Origin of the sequence: Neobacillus niacini (assembly GCF_036961885.1) — a bacterium.
Classification (GTDB): Bacteria; Bacillota; Bacilli; order Bacillales; family Cytobacillaceae; genus Neobacillus; species Neobacillus niacini_H.
In genome coordinates this window covers 52,973-71,201 of the sequence record NZ_JBALNQ010000029.1, presented here as the reverse complement: position 1 = coordinate 71,201, position 18,229 = coordinate 52,973, and the positions used below count along the sequence as shown (strand labels likewise).

General features: G+C 39.2%; 17 protein-coding genes. 8 read left to right on the top strand and 9 right to left on the bottom strand.

The genetic code is table 11. The features are described from left to right. The first annotated feature begins 95 nt into the window (after nucleotides 1–95). Nucleotides 96–455, top strand: coding sequence for an IDEAL domain-containing protein (locus tag V7124_RS13435; RefSeq protein WP_335489835.1), 360 nt, complete (start codon nucleotides 96–98; stop codon nucleotides 453–455). Between the two features lie 29 nt (nucleotides 456–484). Here the strand turns inward: V7124_RS13435 and groL are convergent, their stop codons facing one another. The 5 genes from groL to V7124_RS13410 all read right to left on the bottom strand — a co-directional run bounded on the left by groL (nucleotide 485) and on the right by V7124_RS13410 (nucleotide 5,291). After that, nucleotides 485–2,122 carry a chaperonin GroEL gene (gene groL, locus V7124_RS13430; RefSeq protein ID WP_335489832.1) on the bottom strand — a complete coding sequence of 546 codons (1,638 nt, stop codon included), beginning with the start codon at nucleotides 2,120–2,122 and terminating at the stop codon, nucleotides 485–487. Nucleotides 2,123–2,142: 20 nt separating this feature from the next. Continuing rightward, nucleotides 2,143–2,418, bottom strand: coding sequence for a co-chaperone GroES (locus V7124_RS13425; protein WP_335489829.1), 276 nt, complete (start codon nucleotides 2,416–2,418; stop codon nucleotides 2,143–2,145). A gap of 88 nt (nucleotides 2,419–2,506) precedes the next feature. Then, a complete protein-coding gene (locus V7124_RS13420) occupies nucleotides 2,507–3,532 on the bottom strand; it encodes an NAD(P)-dependent alcohol dehydrogenase (protein WP_335489826.1) in 1,026 nt (341 codons plus the stop codon). After that, nucleotides 3,504–4,244, bottom strand: a complete 741-nt coding sequence (locus V7124_RS13415; RefSeq protein WP_335489824.1) for an iron-sulfur cluster assembly protein — start codon at nucleotides 4,242–4,244, stop codon at nucleotides 3,504–3,506. The genes V7124_RS13420 and V7124_RS13415 overlap by 29 nt, the downstream gene beginning before the upstream one ends. Nucleotides 4,245–4,274: 30 nt before the next feature. After that, on the bottom strand, nucleotides 4,275–5,291 hold the full coding sequence (locus V7124_RS13410) for an amidohydrolase family protein (RefSeq protein ID WP_335489821.1): 1,017 nt from the start codon (nucleotides 5,289–5,291) through the stop codon (nucleotides 4,275–4,277). A 415-nt stretch (nucleotides 5,292–5,706) separates the two neighbouring features. On the opposite strand from V7124_RS13410, the gene V7124_RS13405 reads away from it, so the two are divergent. The 5 genes from V7124_RS13405 (at nucleotide 5,707) to katG (ending at nucleotide 12,229) form a co-directional block, all read left to right on the top strand. Further along, complete coding sequence (locus V7124_RS13405; protein ID WP_335489818.1) at nucleotides 5,707–7,353, top strand: aromatic/alkene/methane monooxygenase hydroxylase/oxygenase subunit alpha; 1,647 nt, start codon at nucleotides 5,707–5,709, stop codon at nucleotides 7,351–7,353. 69 nt (nucleotides 7,354–7,422) lie between these two features. Next, the gene (locus tag V7124_RS13400) at nucleotides 7,423–8,460 is read left to right on the top strand and encodes an NADH:ubiquinone reductase (Na(+)-transporting) subunit F (protein WP_335489815.1); all 1,038 of its coding nucleotides are present in this window, start codon (nucleotides 7,423–7,425) and stop codon (nucleotides 8,458–8,460) included. Nucleotides 8,461–8,508: 48 nt separating this feature from the next. Beyond that, nucleotides 8,509–9,576 carry a toluene hydroxylase gene (locus V7124_RS13395; protein WP_335489812.1) on the top strand — a complete coding sequence of 356 codons (1,068 nt, stop codon included), beginning with the start codon at nucleotides 8,509–8,511 and terminating at the stop codon, nucleotides 9,574–9,576. Further along, complete coding sequence (locus tag V7124_RS13390) at nucleotides 9,573–9,896, top strand: MmoB/DmpM family protein (protein WP_335417248.1); 324 nt, start codon at nucleotides 9,573–9,575, stop codon at nucleotides 9,894–9,896. The genes V7124_RS13395 and V7124_RS13390 overlap by 4 nt, the downstream gene beginning before the upstream one ends. A gap of 113 nt (nucleotides 9,897–10,009) precedes the next feature. Continuing rightward, nucleotides 10,010–12,229: a catalase/peroxidase HPI gene (katG, locus tag V7124_RS13385; RefSeq protein ID WP_335417246.1), complete on the top strand. Its 2,220-nt coding sequence runs from the start codon at nucleotides 10,010–10,012 to the stop codon at nucleotides 12,227–12,229. Nucleotides 12,230–12,333: 104 nt separating this feature from the next. Here katG and V7124_RS13380 read toward each other — a convergent pair whose 3' ends face one another. Beyond that, nucleotides 12,334–12,987, bottom strand: coding sequence for a DUF429 domain-containing protein (locus tag V7124_RS13380; protein WP_335489809.1), 654 nt, complete (start codon nucleotides 12,985–12,987; stop codon nucleotides 12,334–12,336). Nucleotides 12,988–12,993: 6 nt separating this feature from the next. Continuing rightward, on the bottom strand, nucleotides 12,994–13,767 hold the full coding sequence (locus tag V7124_RS13375) for an NAD-dependent protein deacylase (protein ID WP_335417242.1): 774 nt from the start codon (nucleotides 13,765–13,767) through the stop codon (nucleotides 12,994–12,996). 156 nt (nucleotides 13,768–13,923) lie between these two features. On the opposite strand from V7124_RS13375, the gene V7124_RS13370 reads away from it, so the two are divergent. After that, complete coding sequence (locus V7124_RS13370) at nucleotides 13,924–14,625, top strand: hypothetical protein (RefSeq protein WP_335417240.1); 702 nt, start codon at nucleotides 13,924–13,926, stop codon at nucleotides 14,623–14,625. A 362-nt stretch (nucleotides 14,626–14,987) separates the two neighbouring features. Further along, the gene (locus tag V7124_RS13365) at nucleotides 14,988–15,959 is read left to right on the top strand and encodes a bile acid:sodium symporter family protein (protein WP_335489806.1); all 972 of its coding nucleotides are present in this window, start codon (nucleotides 14,988–14,990) and stop codon (nucleotides 15,957–15,959) included. A gap of 149 nt (nucleotides 15,960–16,108) precedes the next feature. Here the strand turns inward: V7124_RS13365 and V7124_RS13360 are convergent, their stop codons facing one another. Then, nucleotides 16,109–17,377: a mechanosensitive ion channel family protein gene (locus tag V7124_RS13360; RefSeq protein WP_335489804.1), complete on the bottom strand. Its 1,269-nt coding sequence runs from the start codon at nucleotides 17,375–17,377 to the stop codon at nucleotides 16,109–16,111. 183 nt (nucleotides 17,378–17,560) lie between these two features. Beyond that, nucleotides 17,561–18,187, bottom strand: coding sequence for an acetate uptake transporter (locus V7124_RS13355; protein WP_335417234.1), 627 nt, complete (start codon nucleotides 18,185–18,187; stop codon nucleotides 17,561–17,563). Between the last annotated feature and the right edge of the window lie 42 nt (nucleotides 18,188–18,229).

Genomic DNA, 18,229 nt, shown 5'->3' with positions numbered 1-18,229 from the left:
ACTGTCGGAATTACTTTAATAATTAAGTGGAGAATGATTGAGCCGTTCATGGATGGTTCATACTATGAGGTAGAATACCTACTGAAAGGGTGATTATGATGAACCTAAAAATAGGTGATTATGTAATCATAGACAGTGAATCTACCTCGTACTTTAAAGAAAGAGGAATCGTGCAATCTATTGATATTTATGGGTATGTTAAGGTTAAGATTGATGACATAAGCATTAAAGTGAAAAGAGAAGAATTAAGACCTGTATTTTGCAACAACAGGTCACCATATTTGAATAACAAAGAGTTTTTAGCCTATCAAGATGAATGTAAAAATACCACAATAAGCGTAAAATTAATTACAAAAGAGGGTTTAATTCAACAAATTGATTTATCCTTAGACACCAAGGATAGAAAATGGTTTTTCGAGTTAACGAATAAATTAAGTAATTTCATCGAACCTTGATAAAAATGGGAGCATTGACTACTCCCAAACTACTCTAACAATTCTGCTCCTGCACCCATAGATGGTCCTGAAGTGGGATCAACTTCCGGTTCCGCTTTTTCGGTGATCAGGGAATCCGTGGTGATAATGAGTGAAGCAATAGATGCTGCATTTTGCAGAGCAGAACATGTTACTTTAACAGGATCAATAATACCTTCACTTATTAAATTTACGTACTCTCCACTTAAGGCATTAAACCCGTGACCATTTGGCAGAGATCTAACGATTTCAATTACCTCTTCTCCATCTATTCCACAATTATTGGCAATTGTTAATAGCGGTGAGGACAATGAATTTAATACAATATGAGCACCTAGTAATTGATCACCCTGTAAAGTATTTAGTACTTCTTCTTCAACTTGTGTTAAGATTTGAAGCAATGCACTGCCTCCCCCTGCAACAATCCCTTCTTCTACTGCAGCATATGTCGCATTTAGTGCGTCTTCAATACGCAAAAGTTTCTCTCTTCGCTCAACAGATGTTATCCCTCCAGCCAAGATTACAGCTACGCCTCCTGAAAGTCTTGATAGCCGTTCTTGAAGTTTTTCCTTCTCCCATTCTTGAGAAGTATCTTCAATATGCTGACGAATTTGATCCTTCCTGCCCTTTATTTCATCTATTTTGCCAAACCCTTCTACTATAGCGGTTTGATCTTTATTTACAATCACTTGTCTTGCTCTGCCAAGATCCTCAATTTGTGTATGCTCAAGACTGCGGCCCAAGGAATCAGAAATGACGCGCCCTCCTGTCATCACTGCAATATCCTCGAGCATAAGTCCCCGATTATAGCCAAACTCAGGTGCTCTTACTGCAACAGTCTGTAAATTACCTCTTTGCTGATTAACCGCTAATGTAGCAGCCACTTCCGTTCCGATATCTTCGGCAATAATAAATAGTGATTTTCCTGTTTCATTTAAGCGCTGCATCAATGTTAAGATTTGAGTTACAGAGATAATCTTTTGATCGGTTATTAGAATGTATGGATCTTCGAGGAGAGCCTCCATCTTTTCAAAATTTGTAACCATATTGTGTGAAATATAACCTCGGTCGAATCGCATTCCCTTAACAACTTCAAGGACGGTAATGGGCAGATTGGATTCTTCTACTTGAATAACTCCATCCGTTCCTACTTTTTCCATGGCCTCCGCAATCATCTCTCCTATTTCTACATCTTTTGATGAAATAGAAGCAACCTCTGCAATCGATTTACGATCATTTATAGGTACCGCAGTCTTCTTAAGGGTATCTACAACAAGTTTAACTGCTTTTTCAATCCCTGCTTTTAGAAAAATAGGATTGGCACCTTCTCTAACATACTGGTTACCTAGTTGAACCATGCTTTGTGCCAGCACTGTTGCCGTTGTTGTCCCGTCTCCTGCGATGTCATTGGTATTACTTGCCACTTCTTTTACTAGCATAGCCCCCATATTTTCAAATGGGTCATCCAGTTCAATTTCCCGAGCGATGAAAACCCCATCATTAGATACCATTGGGGTATTGAATGGTCTATCAATGATCACATTTCTACCCTTCGGCCCGAGCGTAGATTTAACAATTGCTGCCAGTTTATCAATTCCTTTTTCCAAAGCCATTCGTGCATCCTCGTTTAATTTATATTTCTTTGGCATATTTTACACCCCTCTTCCTTTTATTTGTCAGTAATAACGGCCAGAATATCCTGTTCATCGATAATTAGATAGTTTTCATTGTTTACTTTTACTGCTACACCTGAATTTCCAGAGAAGAGTGTAAGATCCCCCACATGCAGAACAGATTTCTCACAATCTCCGATAGCCATCACTTTTCCTTGAGATAAATTACCTTTTACAGTATCCGGGATAATAATCCCACCTTGCTGACTTGAGAAGCTACCATTATCAAGTAAACTGATAATCGCTCGATTACCCAATGGTTTCAAATTCATACGATCAATCCCTTCTAAGTGAATACCCTTAATTTAGGCAATAGGACAGATGATTTTTGTTCATCTGCCCTCAGTTAAAGCAGACCTCTTATGGTACTAAAATCGCCCGCCCATTAATCTTACCTTCATGAAGTAACTGGAGAACTTCGTTTGCTTGATCAAAAGGGAACTTAGTAGAATGAAGTTTTACCTTCCCGCGGCCATAAAGTACCATTAGTTCATACAATTCGTTATAGTTACCTACTAAACTGCCTACAATGCTATATTCATTATTTATAATATTTAAAGAAGGAACTTTCACCGTCCCACCATAACCAACTACAAAATAATGCCCTCCCTTTCGAAGCATTTTCATGCTATCTGCATGCGTTTGGTCAGATCCCACAAAGTCGATAATAATATCAGGTCCCTTATTATCTGTTAGTTGTTTAACATTATCGATCATATGATCATCAGCTCTAACAATATGAGAGGCCCCTAAATCCAACGTTGCATTTAGTCGTTCTTCATTCCGATCAACGGTAATAATGTCAGCATTTCCAAGTTCACGCATAACTTGAACACCGATATGACCAAGACCGCCCATACCGACCATCACAACTTTCGTTCCAGGCGTTGCTAATGGTGCTGCTTTTTTAACTGCACGATACGCTGTAATACCCGCATCTGCAAAGGGCGCTACATCCGTTGGATCAACATTATCAGGCAATTTAATTAGTGCACGCTCAGATGTCTTTAAGTATTCTGCATAACCACCATCAACAGTAAGACCGGAAAACTTTAAGTCTTCACAGTGCATATCTTCACCAGCCCTACAACTCAAACATTTTCCACAGCTCGCTACAGGATGCAGAATCACTGGATCACCGACACTAAATCCGGTAACCGCTGAACCTACCTCATGAACCCATCCGGAATTCTCATGTCCGATGATATAGGGCAATTCAGTACCTAAGGTTTCCTCCCATATACCTTCAATGATGTGTAGATCTGTATGACATACTCCAGCTCCCGCCACCTTAATAATGACATCAGTTGGATCAGTTATTACTGGATTCGGTACCTCTTCTATACGTAATGGCTGGTTATACTCGTGTAGGCGTGCAGCTTTCATTTTCGATCTCCTTTCCTTCTCCTGCTAATTTAGGTTGATATCTAGTATTTAGTAAGCCGAGACAGTGATTAGCATTAAATTCCATGCTCATACGTGTTCTCCTGGCTTCTAATAAATATTCTGATAATTTAAGCGGGTCAATCTGTTCTCCTGTTGATTTAAAAAAGGCAAGCTCTTCAGGCTGATTGCTAAAACCTAACTCACTGCGAAGAGTTAAGTAGCGCTTCCATACTTTTTTATCGGTTATGGCAGGATGATTATTTAAATCTTTTATCCTAAGGCTTAACATTTCATTTTCAGCACCAAAGCTCATCAATTCACGAAGTAAATGTTCTTGTCTTGACATAAACGACTTAATACGAAAGGTATTCCTTACTTCATTCAGATTTCCATTTGCCAAATTAGCGAAGACTTCTTCGAATGATTTCCCTTCTGAAACCCCTTTGTTAATGTCATCAGAGGAGCAATGGTCTTTAAGATTGAGCAGAACCTTATTCACCCATTCAAGCTCCAACAAACGGTCCCGAATATCCTCTGCCATGATAAAAGCGAAATTTGGAGAGCACCAAAAAGTTGGAAGGCGCATAACAACAGTAACCGTATCAACTTGTATATTTACTTCTTCTATAAATTGCATTTCTAACACCGATTTATCTAACTCAGGATCATACACCAAGTTAAGTTTTTCAAAGACAGCCTCTTGGTTATTCATAGACAACCTCTCTCCTTTCGGAATTGATGTTTATCGAACAGCTTTCTTTGAATTCCATAGAATCTCCTTTTGCTTCTCGATATCGATTCCGTATAAACGGGCAATATTTTCACCAAGGATTTTCTTTTTTACTCCCATTGTTAAATCTGTACCTGTCTCTTGTTTAATATCTTCTGGCAGTTCAAAGTTAATAAACTTTTCAATTAACCACTTTGGTTCCCAAATTGCATAATCACTGCCAAAGATAATTCTATCTTCATCAAGCCAATAGAGTAACTCACTGATAATCTCTGCAAAATACCTTGGTCTTGTATGAATGAATGGCATAACAACAGACAAACCAGCATAGACATTCTTTTCTTGTGTGGCAATCCAACAAAAGTCTTCTAATCTAGGAAGCCCGCAATGTTCGATGATAAAATTCAATCCTGGGTTAAGACTAGCTGCTTGGTCTACATCTGCGACATCAAATGCATCTCTGTTTAATGGTGTGATCGTCGGTCCTTTATGGATATGGATGTTTTTAATTCCTAATTCAAGACATTTCTCCAAATAACGCTGTGTCCATTCGTCAGTCAATTTATACCCTTTAGAAGAACCACGCCATTCAGCAGTATATAATTTAACGCCTTGTACATTATGTTTTGCTTTTAGATATTCTAAGTATTTAAGACCCCTCTCCCCGTCTCGAGGGTCAAAACTACCATTACTAATGAAACGGCCTGGATGTTTTTTTACTAATTTATTGTTTTCTTCAATATCTCCGAAGGGTTTCTTGTAGAAGTCTGTAAGGAAAACCGGCTGAAATATAGCCATATCCGCGTAACCGTTTACAATTACATCGTTTACCAAGTCTTCAGGAGTAAACTTTCTGAATTTTTCATAATCCCATAAGTTTTCACTTGGGCTGAGGTTTTTATGATAGTCATAAAAACAGCTAATAAATTCTTCACCGTGCTGATTCACTTGATTTTCAGGGCTTCCATCCCATAATGCAATGTGGGCATCAATAACAAAAATTTCTTCTCCATTAGCAGCTTTAAACATACTAAAGCACCTCCGTTATTTTTGTAATATTCTAACAATCTATATTCTTGCAATTAATGTGCCAACTTCTAAATTGGAAATCATAATTGTCTTCCCTATTGATAGTAAGCTTGTTTTTACAGATATCACTCAAAAAAACATAACATGTCTGGGCGAAATCGAAGAAAAGTAAACTGCGACAGTGTCGCTTTTAAAGACAAATGAACCTTATTGCAACAGTGTGTTGTAAACTCTGGGACTGGATAGGATTATGTAACCCCTTTATAAAGGATTAAGAAACCTCTCTATAGAGCTTAATTAATATAAGTATAAATAGGAATAAACTGAACATTCTAACGATTTGGCATAGTAATTGCATTAGTGTGAAAGTGGTAGGGTCAAACTTGCTAAAAGAGCCTGTAAGGAGGAATTGAATATGGTAACCATCTCGAAAATTAACAGTCAGCCAAATATGAGCAATGCAGAAGCTCATAAAAGGGTTAAAGATTTAGCCTGGCTGCCAAGCTATGCGAAAGAAGCATTAAAGTATCCAACCGATTACAAATTTTCAAAAGCACCAAAAGACACCATGAAACAAGTTTTACGTTCCTACTTCGCTATGGAGGAAGAAAAAGATAGTCGGGTATACGGTGCAATGGATGCTGCACTTCGAGGGAATATGTTCCGTGATGCGGAACCACGATGGGTGGAATGGATGAAACTTTTTTTAGCTATCATTCCATTTCCAGAAATTTCAGCTGCTCGTTCTATGGCCTTACTAAACAATGTTGTTCCAAATGACGAGCTAAAAAATGGATATACGATGCAAATGATTGATGAGTTCCGTCACTCTACTATTCAAATGAACCTTAAAAAATGGTACATGGAAAACTACATTGATCCCGCAGGTTTTGATATTACTCAAAAAGCTTTTGGAAAATGTTATGCTACCACGATTGGCCGTCAATTCGGTGAAGGCTTTATCACCGGAGACGCAATCACATCAGCAAACATTTATTTACAAATCATTGCAGAAACTGCATTCACTAATACCCTTTTTGTTGCAATGCCTTCTGAAGCTGCCGCGAACGGAGACTATGTTCTTCCGTCAGTATTCCTTTCTGTACAATCGGATGAATCCCGTCATATCAATAATGGGTACGGCACATTGATGATGGTATTGGGCGATCCTGATAACCACGAACTACTTGAAAGGGATATCCGCTATGCCTTCTGGCAAAACCACGCAATTGTCGATGCTGCAGTCGGCACTATTATTGAATACGGCACAAAAGATCGAAACAAACAAAAAGAATCTTATGCAGAATTATGGCGTAAGTGGGTTTACGAGGATTACTACCGCAGTTACCTTGTTCCACTTGAGAAATATGGCGTAAAAATTCATCACGATGATGTTGAAGCTGCATGGGACAGAATTACAAAAAGTAACTATGTTCATAAAGTAGCCCAGTTCTTCTCTGCCGGATGGCCAGTTAACTTCTGGAGAATTGATGGCATGGATGAACGTGATTATGAGTGGTTCGAAACAAAATATCCAGGCTGGCATGCTGAGTTTGGAGGCTGGTGGGATCATTACCGTGAATTATCCAAACCTGGAACTCCGATTGTTTTTGCGGACACAGGATATGTGTACCCACATCGCTGTTGGAGCTGCTTAGTTCCTGTAGTAATTAGAGAAGATTTATGTGTCGATCATGTAGATGGTGAACTATATACGTATTGTTCTGAACAATGCCGCTGGACACATAAAGTAGCTTTTTCTGACAATTATAATGGCCGACCAACCCCTGCAATGGGTCGCTTTAGCGGAAAAAGACAGTGGGAGGAACTTTACCACGGATGGGATTTAGCAGATGTTATTAAGGATTTAGGTTTTGTCCGTGATGATGGGAAGACACTCGTTCCTCAACCACATTTACACTTTGATGACAGCAAAATGTGGACTCTAGATCACGTCAAGGGCTATGAAATGCGCAGTCCATTGTTAGATTTACGTGCGTTGAACGAGCAAGAACGTGAAAAATCAATCGCTGCATACAGAGCTGGTTTTACCATTAAGTAAAGACGACATTCATCCCCGTTCTTCTCGATCGGGGGGAATGTTATTGGACCAGGAAGGAGCGTGTATTGTATGACTTACAAGGTAACCCTTGAACCCGTTGGAATGGAAATGGATGTTGAAGAAGGCGAAACCGTTCTCGAAGCAGCTTTTAGACAAGGTGTCGCCCTTATGCATGGTTGTAAAGAAGGACAGTGCTCCACTTGTAAATCCCTTCTATTAGATGGTGATATAGAAATGGAGCGATATTCCACTTTTGCACTCCCTGATCATGAAAAAGAAGATGGATATGTTCTCTTATGTAAAACCCTATGTTATAGCGATATAAGTGTTGAGTTATTACAGTTTGATGAAGATGCGCTCAAACTTTCTATCCCAATTAAAACCTTCCAAACATCTATTGAGAGTATTGAAAGCGTTACCCATGATATTAGAAAATTAACCTTAAAGTTGGAAGAACCATCGAAAATCATCTTTCATGCTGGTCAATTTGTTGATATTTACCCGCCTGGGGGCACATTCTACCGTTCTTATTCTATGGGGAATACTCCTAGCGAGTCTAATAAGCTGGAATTTATGATTAAAATTTTTGAGGGTGGAAAATTCTCTACTCTTTTGGAGGAGGAATTCAAGACCGGAGATCAGCTGGAAGTCAGAGGTCCCTTCGGAAACTGTATACGCCGAGAAGATTCTGAGGGTGATATTATACTTATTGGCGGAGGGTCCGGAATGGCTCCACTATGGTCTATACTCAATGACATGGTTCAAAAGGACGTTAAACGCAATGTGACCTTCTTCTATGGCGCCCGTTCGAAACGCGATTTATTTTATCTTGATAAGTTTGCAGAAATTGAAAAACAGCTAGATGGATTCCGTTTTATTCCAGCACTTTCTGAACCATCAAAAGACGATAACTGGGTCGGAGAAACTGGGTTCATTACCGAGGTAATTGACCGTTACCTGAAATCATCTACCATCTCATCCAAAGATTTAGATGCGTTTTTATGCGGCCCTGCTCCAATGATTGATGCTGCAATTAGTGTATTAAGGGATAACGGAGTAACCACTGATCGGATTTCGTTTGATAAATTTGTACCTGCAACTACTTAATTTTTAAAGAAAAAAACGAAAATATTCGATAATCAGGAGGACGATTGTATGAGTGATATCTCAAATAAGACTGCCCAGGCTGGTTCGAAGAAATTTGCCGGGAGTACTAGTCGGAAATACAATTACTATGAGCCAAAAGGAAGAAAAGGAACGTTATATGAAGATGTAACAGTTGATGTCCAACCAGATCCCGATCGTTACTTAGCTCAAGGGTGGATTGTTTCTTTCCCGGATGGTACACCAGCCTATTCTGACAAATGGACAAAAATAAAAAGTTCGGATTGGCATAAGTACCGTGACCCGAACGGTGAGTGGGAACGTAACCACTATACTCGCCAATCCTCTATTGAAAAGCAAGTATCCTTAACGATCAAAAGTGCTAAAGATGAAAACCAATTTGCGAAACTTGATAAAACTTGGACAAATATCCTCCAGAATCACTTAGGGGCATCCAAGCATCCTGAGTATGGAATCGGTATGATCTTCCAATCTGCCCAACGTGATGGGTTGAGTCAAATGATCAACAATTCCTTACTGATTAATGCAGCTGATAAACTTCGGTATGCACAAGATCTTGCGCTATACATGGGGGAAATAGCGAGTATGGTTGAGTTGGACGAAGCAGCCGGGAAAGATAATTGGTTAAACAATCCGATTTGGCAAGGTGTCCGTGAAGTCGTAGAAACAATTAGTGCTTCTTCTGACTGGTCTGAACAAACATTTGCCATAAACCTAGTTTATGAACCTTTAGTAGGAGAATTATTTAGAAGCGGTTTCTTAATGCAATATGCAGCATCTCATGGAGATTATGTCACTCCTACTTTAGTTTCCACAGCTGAAGCGGATTATGAACGTAACTTAGATTATTCGGCTGAAATGTTTAGTGTTTTCTTCACAGATCCTAAATTTGGCAAGGAGAACATACAGGTTGCGGAAGAGTGGCTTAAGAAGTATGTCCCAATGTGTGTGAAGGCAGCAAATCTTCTTCAGCCGGTTTGGTCACAGCCAAGGGTAAAAGTAACAACCTATGCCGAGGCTTTCCAGAGAGCCGATGAACGTTTCAACTCTATTTTAAAGCATCTAAATATTGGCTTGCCAAAGGGGGTTAATCTATGAGCAATCATGAAAATCTCGAAAAGGGCTTTAATAATAAATGTGGGGTAACACTTAGTGATAGTGTGGAAGGTCGAGTGATTGCCAATATCATGAGGGATAAGCCTGATATCGTGGTCTCTGAATTCCCGGCATTAATTCGTATTGATGGCATCGGAAAAATTGAATTTCTAATGGACGAAATCAGTGAGGATCTCGGCCGTGATTTTGATCCCTATTCCTTTCAAGTGGAAATGTCTACTCACTATGGACGAATGGTCATGTTAGACGATAGAATTATTCTTTTTGCTGACCCTGAGGAAGCTATGAAGTATATTTTATAATCAAATATTTCTTTGATGGGGTGCATTGATGTTACAGCTATTACTGCACCCTATTTAAAACTAGATGCATAATAATATATTACTAAACTTACATAGAAGGAGAGATGAAAATTTTGGATACAAAAGACAATGGATCTATCAACGAATGCCCGTTTCACGGCGGTGCCACAAGTAGTAAAAAACCAAGTGGTACATCAAACCGAGACTGGTGGCCAAATGCATTAAACTTGAATATTCTCCATCAGCATGACAGAAAATCTAACCCAATGGGAGAAGACTTTGATTATGCGGAAGAATTTAAAAAGCTAGACTACGATGTTCTTAAGCAGGACCTTACCAATCTCATGACAGACAGTCAAGAGTGGTGGCCTGCAGACTATGGACATTATGGTCCTTTCTTTATCCGTATGTCATGGCACGCTGCAGGTACATACCGCGCAAGTGATGGCCGTGGCGGCGGAGGAACTGGAAACCAACGGTTTGCTCCACTTAATAGCTGGCCTGACAACGTTAGCCTTGATAAAGCCCGTCGACTGCTTTGGCCGATTAAGCAAAAGCATGGCAATAAAATCTCTTGGGCTGACTTGCTCGTTTTGGCAGGTAATGTTGCAATTGAATCCATGGGCGGTAAGACAATAGGTTTTGGGGCAGGACGTGCAGACATTTGGCATCCTGAAGAAGAGATCTATTGGGGTACAGAAACCGAATGGCTAGGTGATAATCGTTACACAGGCGATCGTGAGCTTGAGAATCCACTTGCAGCTGTTCAAATGGGGCTTATCTATGTTAACCCGGAAGGTCCAAATGGTAAACCAGATCCAATTGCTTCAGCTCGCGACGTTCGTGAAACCTTTGCACGTATGGGAATGAACGATGAAGAAACTGTTGCCCTAATTGCAGGCGGCCATACTTTTGGTAAGGCTCACGGTGCAGGAGATGCATCCCATGTTGGTCCAGAGCCGGAAGCTGCCCCAATTGAAGCACAAGGCTTAGGCTGGCAAAGCACTTACGGCAAGGGTTTTGGTCGTGATACCATCTCCAGCGGTATTGAAGGTGCTTGGACTGCGAATCCAACACAGTGGGATAATGGCTACTTCGAATTATTGTTTGGATACGAATGGTGGCTTACAAAGAGTCCTGCAGGTGCCTGGATATGGCATGTTGTAGATCCTGAAGAGAAGCATCTTGCCCCAGATGTAGAAGATCCATCCATTAAAGTACCAACAATGATGACCACTGCTGATATGGCATTGCGTTATGATCCTATATACGAAAAGATTTCTCGTCGTTTTTATGAGAATCCAGAAGAGTTTGCTGATGTATTTGCTCGTGCATGGTTCAAACTATTACACCGTGACATGGGTCCTAAAGCAAGATACCTAGGTCCAGAAGTACCAGAAGAAGATTTCATCTGGCAAGATCCTGTACCAACCGGTAATTATGAAATAACAGATGCTGATGTAGCTGAGATTAAAGCAAAGATCTTAGACTCCGGACTTACAATCAGCAAGCTCGTTACAACTGCCTGGGCTTCAGCTAGTACCTACCGTGGCTCGGATCATCGTGGCGGTGCGAACGGTGCCCGCATCCGTCTTGCTCCACAGAAGGATTGGGAAGTTAATCAACCGGAACTACTAGCACAAGTGCTTCATGTACTAGAAGGCATCCAAAAAGAGCTAGATAAGAACATCAGCATGGCTGATTTGATTGTACTTGGCGGCTGTGCAGCAATAGAAAAAGCTGCGCAAGATGCAGGCTATAACGTAACTGTACCATTTGCTCCTGGACGTGACGATGCAACACAAGAGCAAACAGATTTAGAAAACTTTGAAGTGTTAGAGCCCGTAGCTGATGGTTTCCGAAACTATCAAAAAAAGCAGTATAGTGTAAGTCCAGAAGAGCTATTGGTAGATAAAGCTCAACTTTTAAATCTTACTGCACCAGAAATGACTGTTCTTATTGGTGGTTTGCGTGTTCTGGGTACAAACTATAACGGTACTGGGCATGGGGTTTTCACTGATCGTGCAGGCAAACTCACAAATGACTTCTTTGTTAACCTGCTTGATATGGGTGTCGAGTGGAAGCCTGTGGGCGCAAACGTTTATGAAGGACGTAATCGTAAAACAGGTGAAGTTGTGCGTACAGCTACTAGAGTGGACCTGGTGTTTGGTTCAAACTCCGTCCTGCGTGCCATTGCGGAAGTGTATGCGCAAGATGATAACAAGGAGAAATTTGTTAATGATTTTATTGCTGCCTGGGTCAAGGTAATGAATGCAGACCGCTATGATCTTAAAGCGGTTGACCTTAAGAAAGCTCAATTAACTGGAAGGTAAGTAAATATAAAAAGTAACCGCCGTCAAGCTGATGGCGGTTACTTTTTTTTCAAAAATAAGCCGCCACAGGGACGGTTCCTATTATCCGAAAATATCTAATCATACTAACAACAAAAATCATAAGGATGTAGCGGTGGATTTGCCGGAAAAAGCCATTTTGGATTTAGCTCGCTCCAGTGCCAAGCTCCTAATGCAGCCGCACATGCATCAATGTAATGACTCTCTTTCTCGATTGTTTCTGGAAGACCCTTTAAATTCTGCTCCTGAAACCAATTCCGAATAAAAGTCCTCGCAATCAAGTCTTGCTTGTAGCTTAACACATTCTTTAAATTTCCCTGAGATAATCTTGATCCGATAATTGCTCCCGGGTGCACTTCCACAATGGAAATAGGATTCAACCCTTTAAGATTTTCCAATTCCCTGCTAAGCCTAATTCCCCTTAACGTTAGATAAACCATTTTGGTCATTGTCGGCGTCATGATAGAACCCGACCTCATCCCCAGTGAAACAATATACTTCCTTAACTCTTTATCACCGGGCCTGTCTCCCCCACCATCCTGATAGGATAATGGGGCATCGATTCCAACCACCACTTCATCCAACTCACTTTGAGTGGTTATTTCTTTTAAAATATCCAAGTCACCGATATCGCTTAAAAGCTTAATAAATGTTAATTGTCCACCTTGTTTTTCAAAAACGGTCAACACCGTATCTTTGTGATTACGTGGTCCTGATAAATCAATGCCAATTATCTTCATAAAAGTTCATCTCTCATTTAATTTCTTCTCAATTTGTAATAATGTTTTTCCAATGGAATCTTGAATGACGTAAGTTTCTTCCTGATGGTCGTATGGTGTATCTCCTTTATTAATAATGATGATTGGGACGCCTCGACCTCGATATTGCGGAAAGGTAGAGAATGGTGTGACTTTTAGACTTGTACCCAGTACCAACAGACAATCAGCCTTCGCTATATGGTGTAGAATCGTATTAAATCCTTCTATCGAAAACCACTCGCCAGCATCCCCGAACAAAACAACATCTGGTTTAATATACTGTTCCTTTTCTCTCTTCGGATTACAATGGCTGCAAACATAAAATTTCTCAATTGTCTGCATCCTGGACACCATCTCCTCAGCTGAATATTTTTTTCCGCAATTCAAACAGGATGCTGTTTTCATCGTTCCATGAAATTCAATGATGTTTTTGCTGCCTGCCTTTTGATGGAGACCGTCAATGTTCTGTGTGATAATATGCTTTACCTTGCCGGCTTCTTCCCATCTTGCTAGGATTTCATGTCCACTGTTAGGAATCGCATCGGGATGATGTAAATTCTCGATAGCAAATTGATAAAACTCTTTTGGATGGCGAAAAAAATAATCCAAGGAAAGGATATATTCAGGTGCCAATTGATAAACTCCCGTTTTGGAACGAAAATCTTTGATTCCAGATTCAGTACTGATACCAGCTCCAGTCAGTACCACGATATCTTTTGATTCCGCAATCAAGCTTGTGCATATTTCAAGGGTGCTACGCATGTACTACACTCCCAATCCCTTTTTCTTACTATTAGTATATCGATTTATTCGTTATCTTAAAATTTTTAGCTTCCAAAAAAATAATCTTCAGCATTCACTGTTTTCTGATGTATCAAATCTACTTTTCATTCGTCTATTATTAAAAGGGGTGTTGTCATGAAAAAATGGAGTGTTTTGTTGTTACTTACAATTTTATTAACAGGCTGCCGCTCAATACCATTTGGAAGTCAAACAATCATTGATTGGATAGATTTTATTAAATGGGACGACATCACTTACGATGGGATTCATTCCGGAGCCTTATCCGACAAAGAGTATATAAGCGAGAAAATTGGTGAGATAAAGTTCAAAGTTGCTGACAATGTAACGAACCCCAATTATAAAATCCGTAATGGGGATGCTGCCTTTCATGAAAAAGGAACAGAACTTTTCGCTATTAAAGGTTACCCAGAGTTTATTGCCGTAAAAGCTCCGAGCGATATTAACGGGTATCGAATCTATTACTCAAGAGATGACACCGAATACAAGTGGCATTTTAAGAATATGCCCATCGAAAAAGTGAGCCATATAGAGATTTATCTAGCCTATACACCAGAAGGAACCAAGAAAATTGCTGATCTCAATAGGCCTGAGGATGTAAAGGGCTTTCTTGAAATATTAAACACTAGTAAGGATAACCCGAGTTTTCAGGCAGATACAGAACAAGGTGATCCCACTTATTATGAAATAGTCTTTTATACAGATGAACCGATTGCATATAAATTTAGCCTTCAATTTGATGGAACCACATATTTTTGGCACCCATGGGATACTTCGATTCTTTCGGATAAAATAAGTGAGTTTCTGAAGGGAAATTAGTCCTATGATAAAAGATCACGCAATCTAACTCTTGTAAAAAAGGGCAGCATTAAATAAAACGAAAGAGTTACGTAAGAATATGGAACTCTATATAAAGTAAATAAGAAAAATGAAGCCAGTCCCCCCTGGCTTCATTTTTCTTATAATGGCTTTTGAGCTAAACCTCTGTATAGTTCAATAGTACCCAACTATCTTCCTCCTCGATCACCGTCTGTTCGTAACCCTAAATATTTGTTAACTGTCTGCGTAATTTTCTAAATACTTTTGGTTTGTGATAGTTAAATATTCTAACTATTGTTTTTATTCAAAAAGTATTCTATAATACTTTACATTACAAAAATTCAAAGTCAGAGGTGTAAAAAATGAAAGTTTTAGAGAAAGTTAGTCAATTCGCCGGCAGTACGTTTGCCGTTTGGGTGCTATTATTTGCTGCCCTTTCGTTTTTTTGGCCATCCGCATTTACGTGGATAGCACCACATATATCTCTCCTTTTAGGGATTATTATGTTTGGAATGGGACTAACATTATCTGCAGGAGATTTTAAAGAAGTTTTCAGGCGTCCAAAAGATGTGGCGATTGGAGTTATTGGTCAATTTTTAATCATGCCTGCTCTTGCTTTTTTACTTGCAAAAGGATTACAGTTACCACCTGAAATAGCTGTAGGAGTCATTTTAGTAGGTTGCTGTCCGGGGGGTACTTCATCTAATGTTATGACTTTCTTGGCGAAAGGTGATGTTCCCCTAAGTGTAACCATTACCTCAGTGACAACACTACTAGCACCTGTGGTAACACCAGCACTTATTTTATTACTTGCAAGCGAGTGGATTCCTGTTGATCCAGGTAGCCTATTTGTTTCCATTGTAAAAATTGTGATTGTACCTATCGTCCTAGGGCTAATCATTAAGAAATTATTTAATCGTCAGGCACAAGCAAGTGTAAAGGTCCTTCCGCTTGTATCCATTATAGGAATTGTTTCGATTGTAGCCGCTGTAGTATCTGTTAACCAACAAAATATTGCTAAAACAGGGTTAATCATCTTTGCTGTTGTTATTCTCCATAATGTACTTGGCTACTTACTGGGTTATTTCTTTGGAAAGTTATTCAAGATGGATTTATCGAAGAAAAAAGCAATTGCAATTGAAGTTGGAATGCAAAACTCCGGCTTAGGTGCTGCTATTGCTTCAGCACATTTCTCACCATTATCTGCTGTACCAAGTGCTATTTTCAGTGTTTGGCATAATATATCTGGTCCAATATTAGCGACCATATTTAATCGGATGGATAGCAAAGAGTCGCTCGATGTAGATTCAAAAAACTCACAATTAACAAACTAGATAACCACACCTTCATTGTTGGACGACCACATAAAGGTGTGGTTTTTTGAAATTATGGAAATGGGATTGTCCCCAATTTCCTATCTAGAATATAACTAATTTACCAGTCTAGTAACTTTTTGTCAGTTTTGTTTCGGTGAGTAATTATTTCAATAGCTTTTTTCGCCAATCAAGGCTTTGTTGCTCGATTCTTCTACCATGTTTCTTAAATCAGCACCAGATGGTTTCTGGAATACTCTTAGTCCAAACTCCGGTGCAACGGCAAATAGATGGTCAAAGATATCCGATTGTACCGTTTCATACACTGCCCACTGTACGGAATTTGTAAATGCGTAAATTTCTAGTGGCAACCCGTGTTCATTATGTGCCAGCTGTCTTACCATTAAGGTCATATTTTGATTGATTCCATCGTGATTTTTAAGGTAATGGCTGATATACGCCCGAAAAACACCGATATTGGTAAGGGCCCTCCCATTTACAGGATTATTCCGATCAATTTCATTTTTGGTATTGTACTCCGTAATTTCCCTTTCCTTTTGAATGATGTAGTCGGAAAGGTAATGAACCCTCATAAATTTCTCTATCATTTCCTCGGTACAAAACGTGATACTACTTGTATCGATATACAAAGAGCGCTTGATTCGTCGGCCGCCTGAGCTTTGCATCCCTCTCCAATTGATAAAAGAATCGGAAATAAGGGCATAGCTTGGAATCATCGTAATCGTTTTGTCAAAGTTTTGAACCATTACCGTATTTAAAGAAATATCAATAACGTCACCATCTGCTCCGTATTTTGGCATTTCAATCCAGTCACCAACCCGAACCATATCATTGGACGTTAACTGAATTCCGGCAACTAACCCTAATAACGAATCCTTAAATACTAACATCATAACAGCTGAAAGTGCACCAATTCCACTTAATAGAATAAGAGGACTCTTACCAATTAAGTTCGAAATCACTAAAATGATCCCTACAGTCATGATAACGATGTTAACCACCTGAATATATCCTTTGATCGGCTTAACCTTGGATATATCAAAGGTTTGATAAATATCATTAAATGCATTTAGTAGGCTTTGAATAAAAACTAAACCGACAATAATGATATAGGCAATGGCCAATTTTTCAATAATTGATTGATAGGTTGGAAAGGTTGACGAAAACGAATAAATAATGATCGCAGGAACAATATGGGATAACTTTCGAAAAACCTGTCTGTCCAAAATGATTTTACCCCACTTGACTTTGGAGTTTGTAACGATCCGAGTAATGATCCTGATCACGATTTTCTTTGAAATAAAATTTGCTACGATACAGATAAGCCCTATTAGCAGAATCTTGATGATAATCGAAAGATATTCTACTAATCTAGGATCTAGTTCCATATCCAGAAGTAGATTATTAATGAATTGCATATGTTCTCCTCCGTTTTAATTTGCATCATATGCAACTTTACGGTTAAAGCATCTTACTGTCAATTCATGTTTATCAATAAGGAAAAAACGGTACCTTAGTCCTCGGCCAAATGGATTTGTAGATAAAAAGACCCCAAAATCGCAAATTTTTATTTACGAGATTAGGGTCGGTTTGATAGAAAACTAGCTAGCTTCTCTAATTTTTGATTCATTTACACGCTCTTGAACTTTACTTTCACCAATTGGTAAAATGATTTTTCCATATACCTCATTTAGCACTTGTGCCATAGCCGCATAGATTGCTGTAAACCCGCAAAGAATTCCTTCATATCCTGCTATCGTTAAAATCAAGCGAGATCCTGTGAAATTTCCAATCGCCAATAAGAAAAATAAAATCGTAAGTGATCCAAAAACAACTTGAAGGGCCTTATTAATACGCAAAGTTCCAACAAACATGAATAACGTAAAAAGTCCCCACATAAATAAATATGCAGCCATCGATAAAGAATTGGCTGCTTCACCATATCCCATTAATGGAAGTATATTTAATGCAACCAATGATAACCAGAAAAAGCCATAGGACGTAAATGCAGTCGTTCCAAATGTATTGTTTTTCTTAAATTCCATGATGCCCGCTATTACTTGTGCTAAGCCACCATAAAATATTCCCATTCCTAAAATCATTGCATCCAATGCAAAAAATCCTGCATTATGAATGTTCAACAAGATTGTTGTCATACCAAATCCCATTAAACCAAGAGGAGCAGGGTTAGCTGTTATTTCTTTGATGTTTGTAACTGTCTTCTCCAATATTGTCACTCCAAACTATTATACTAGTATAAACACACTAGC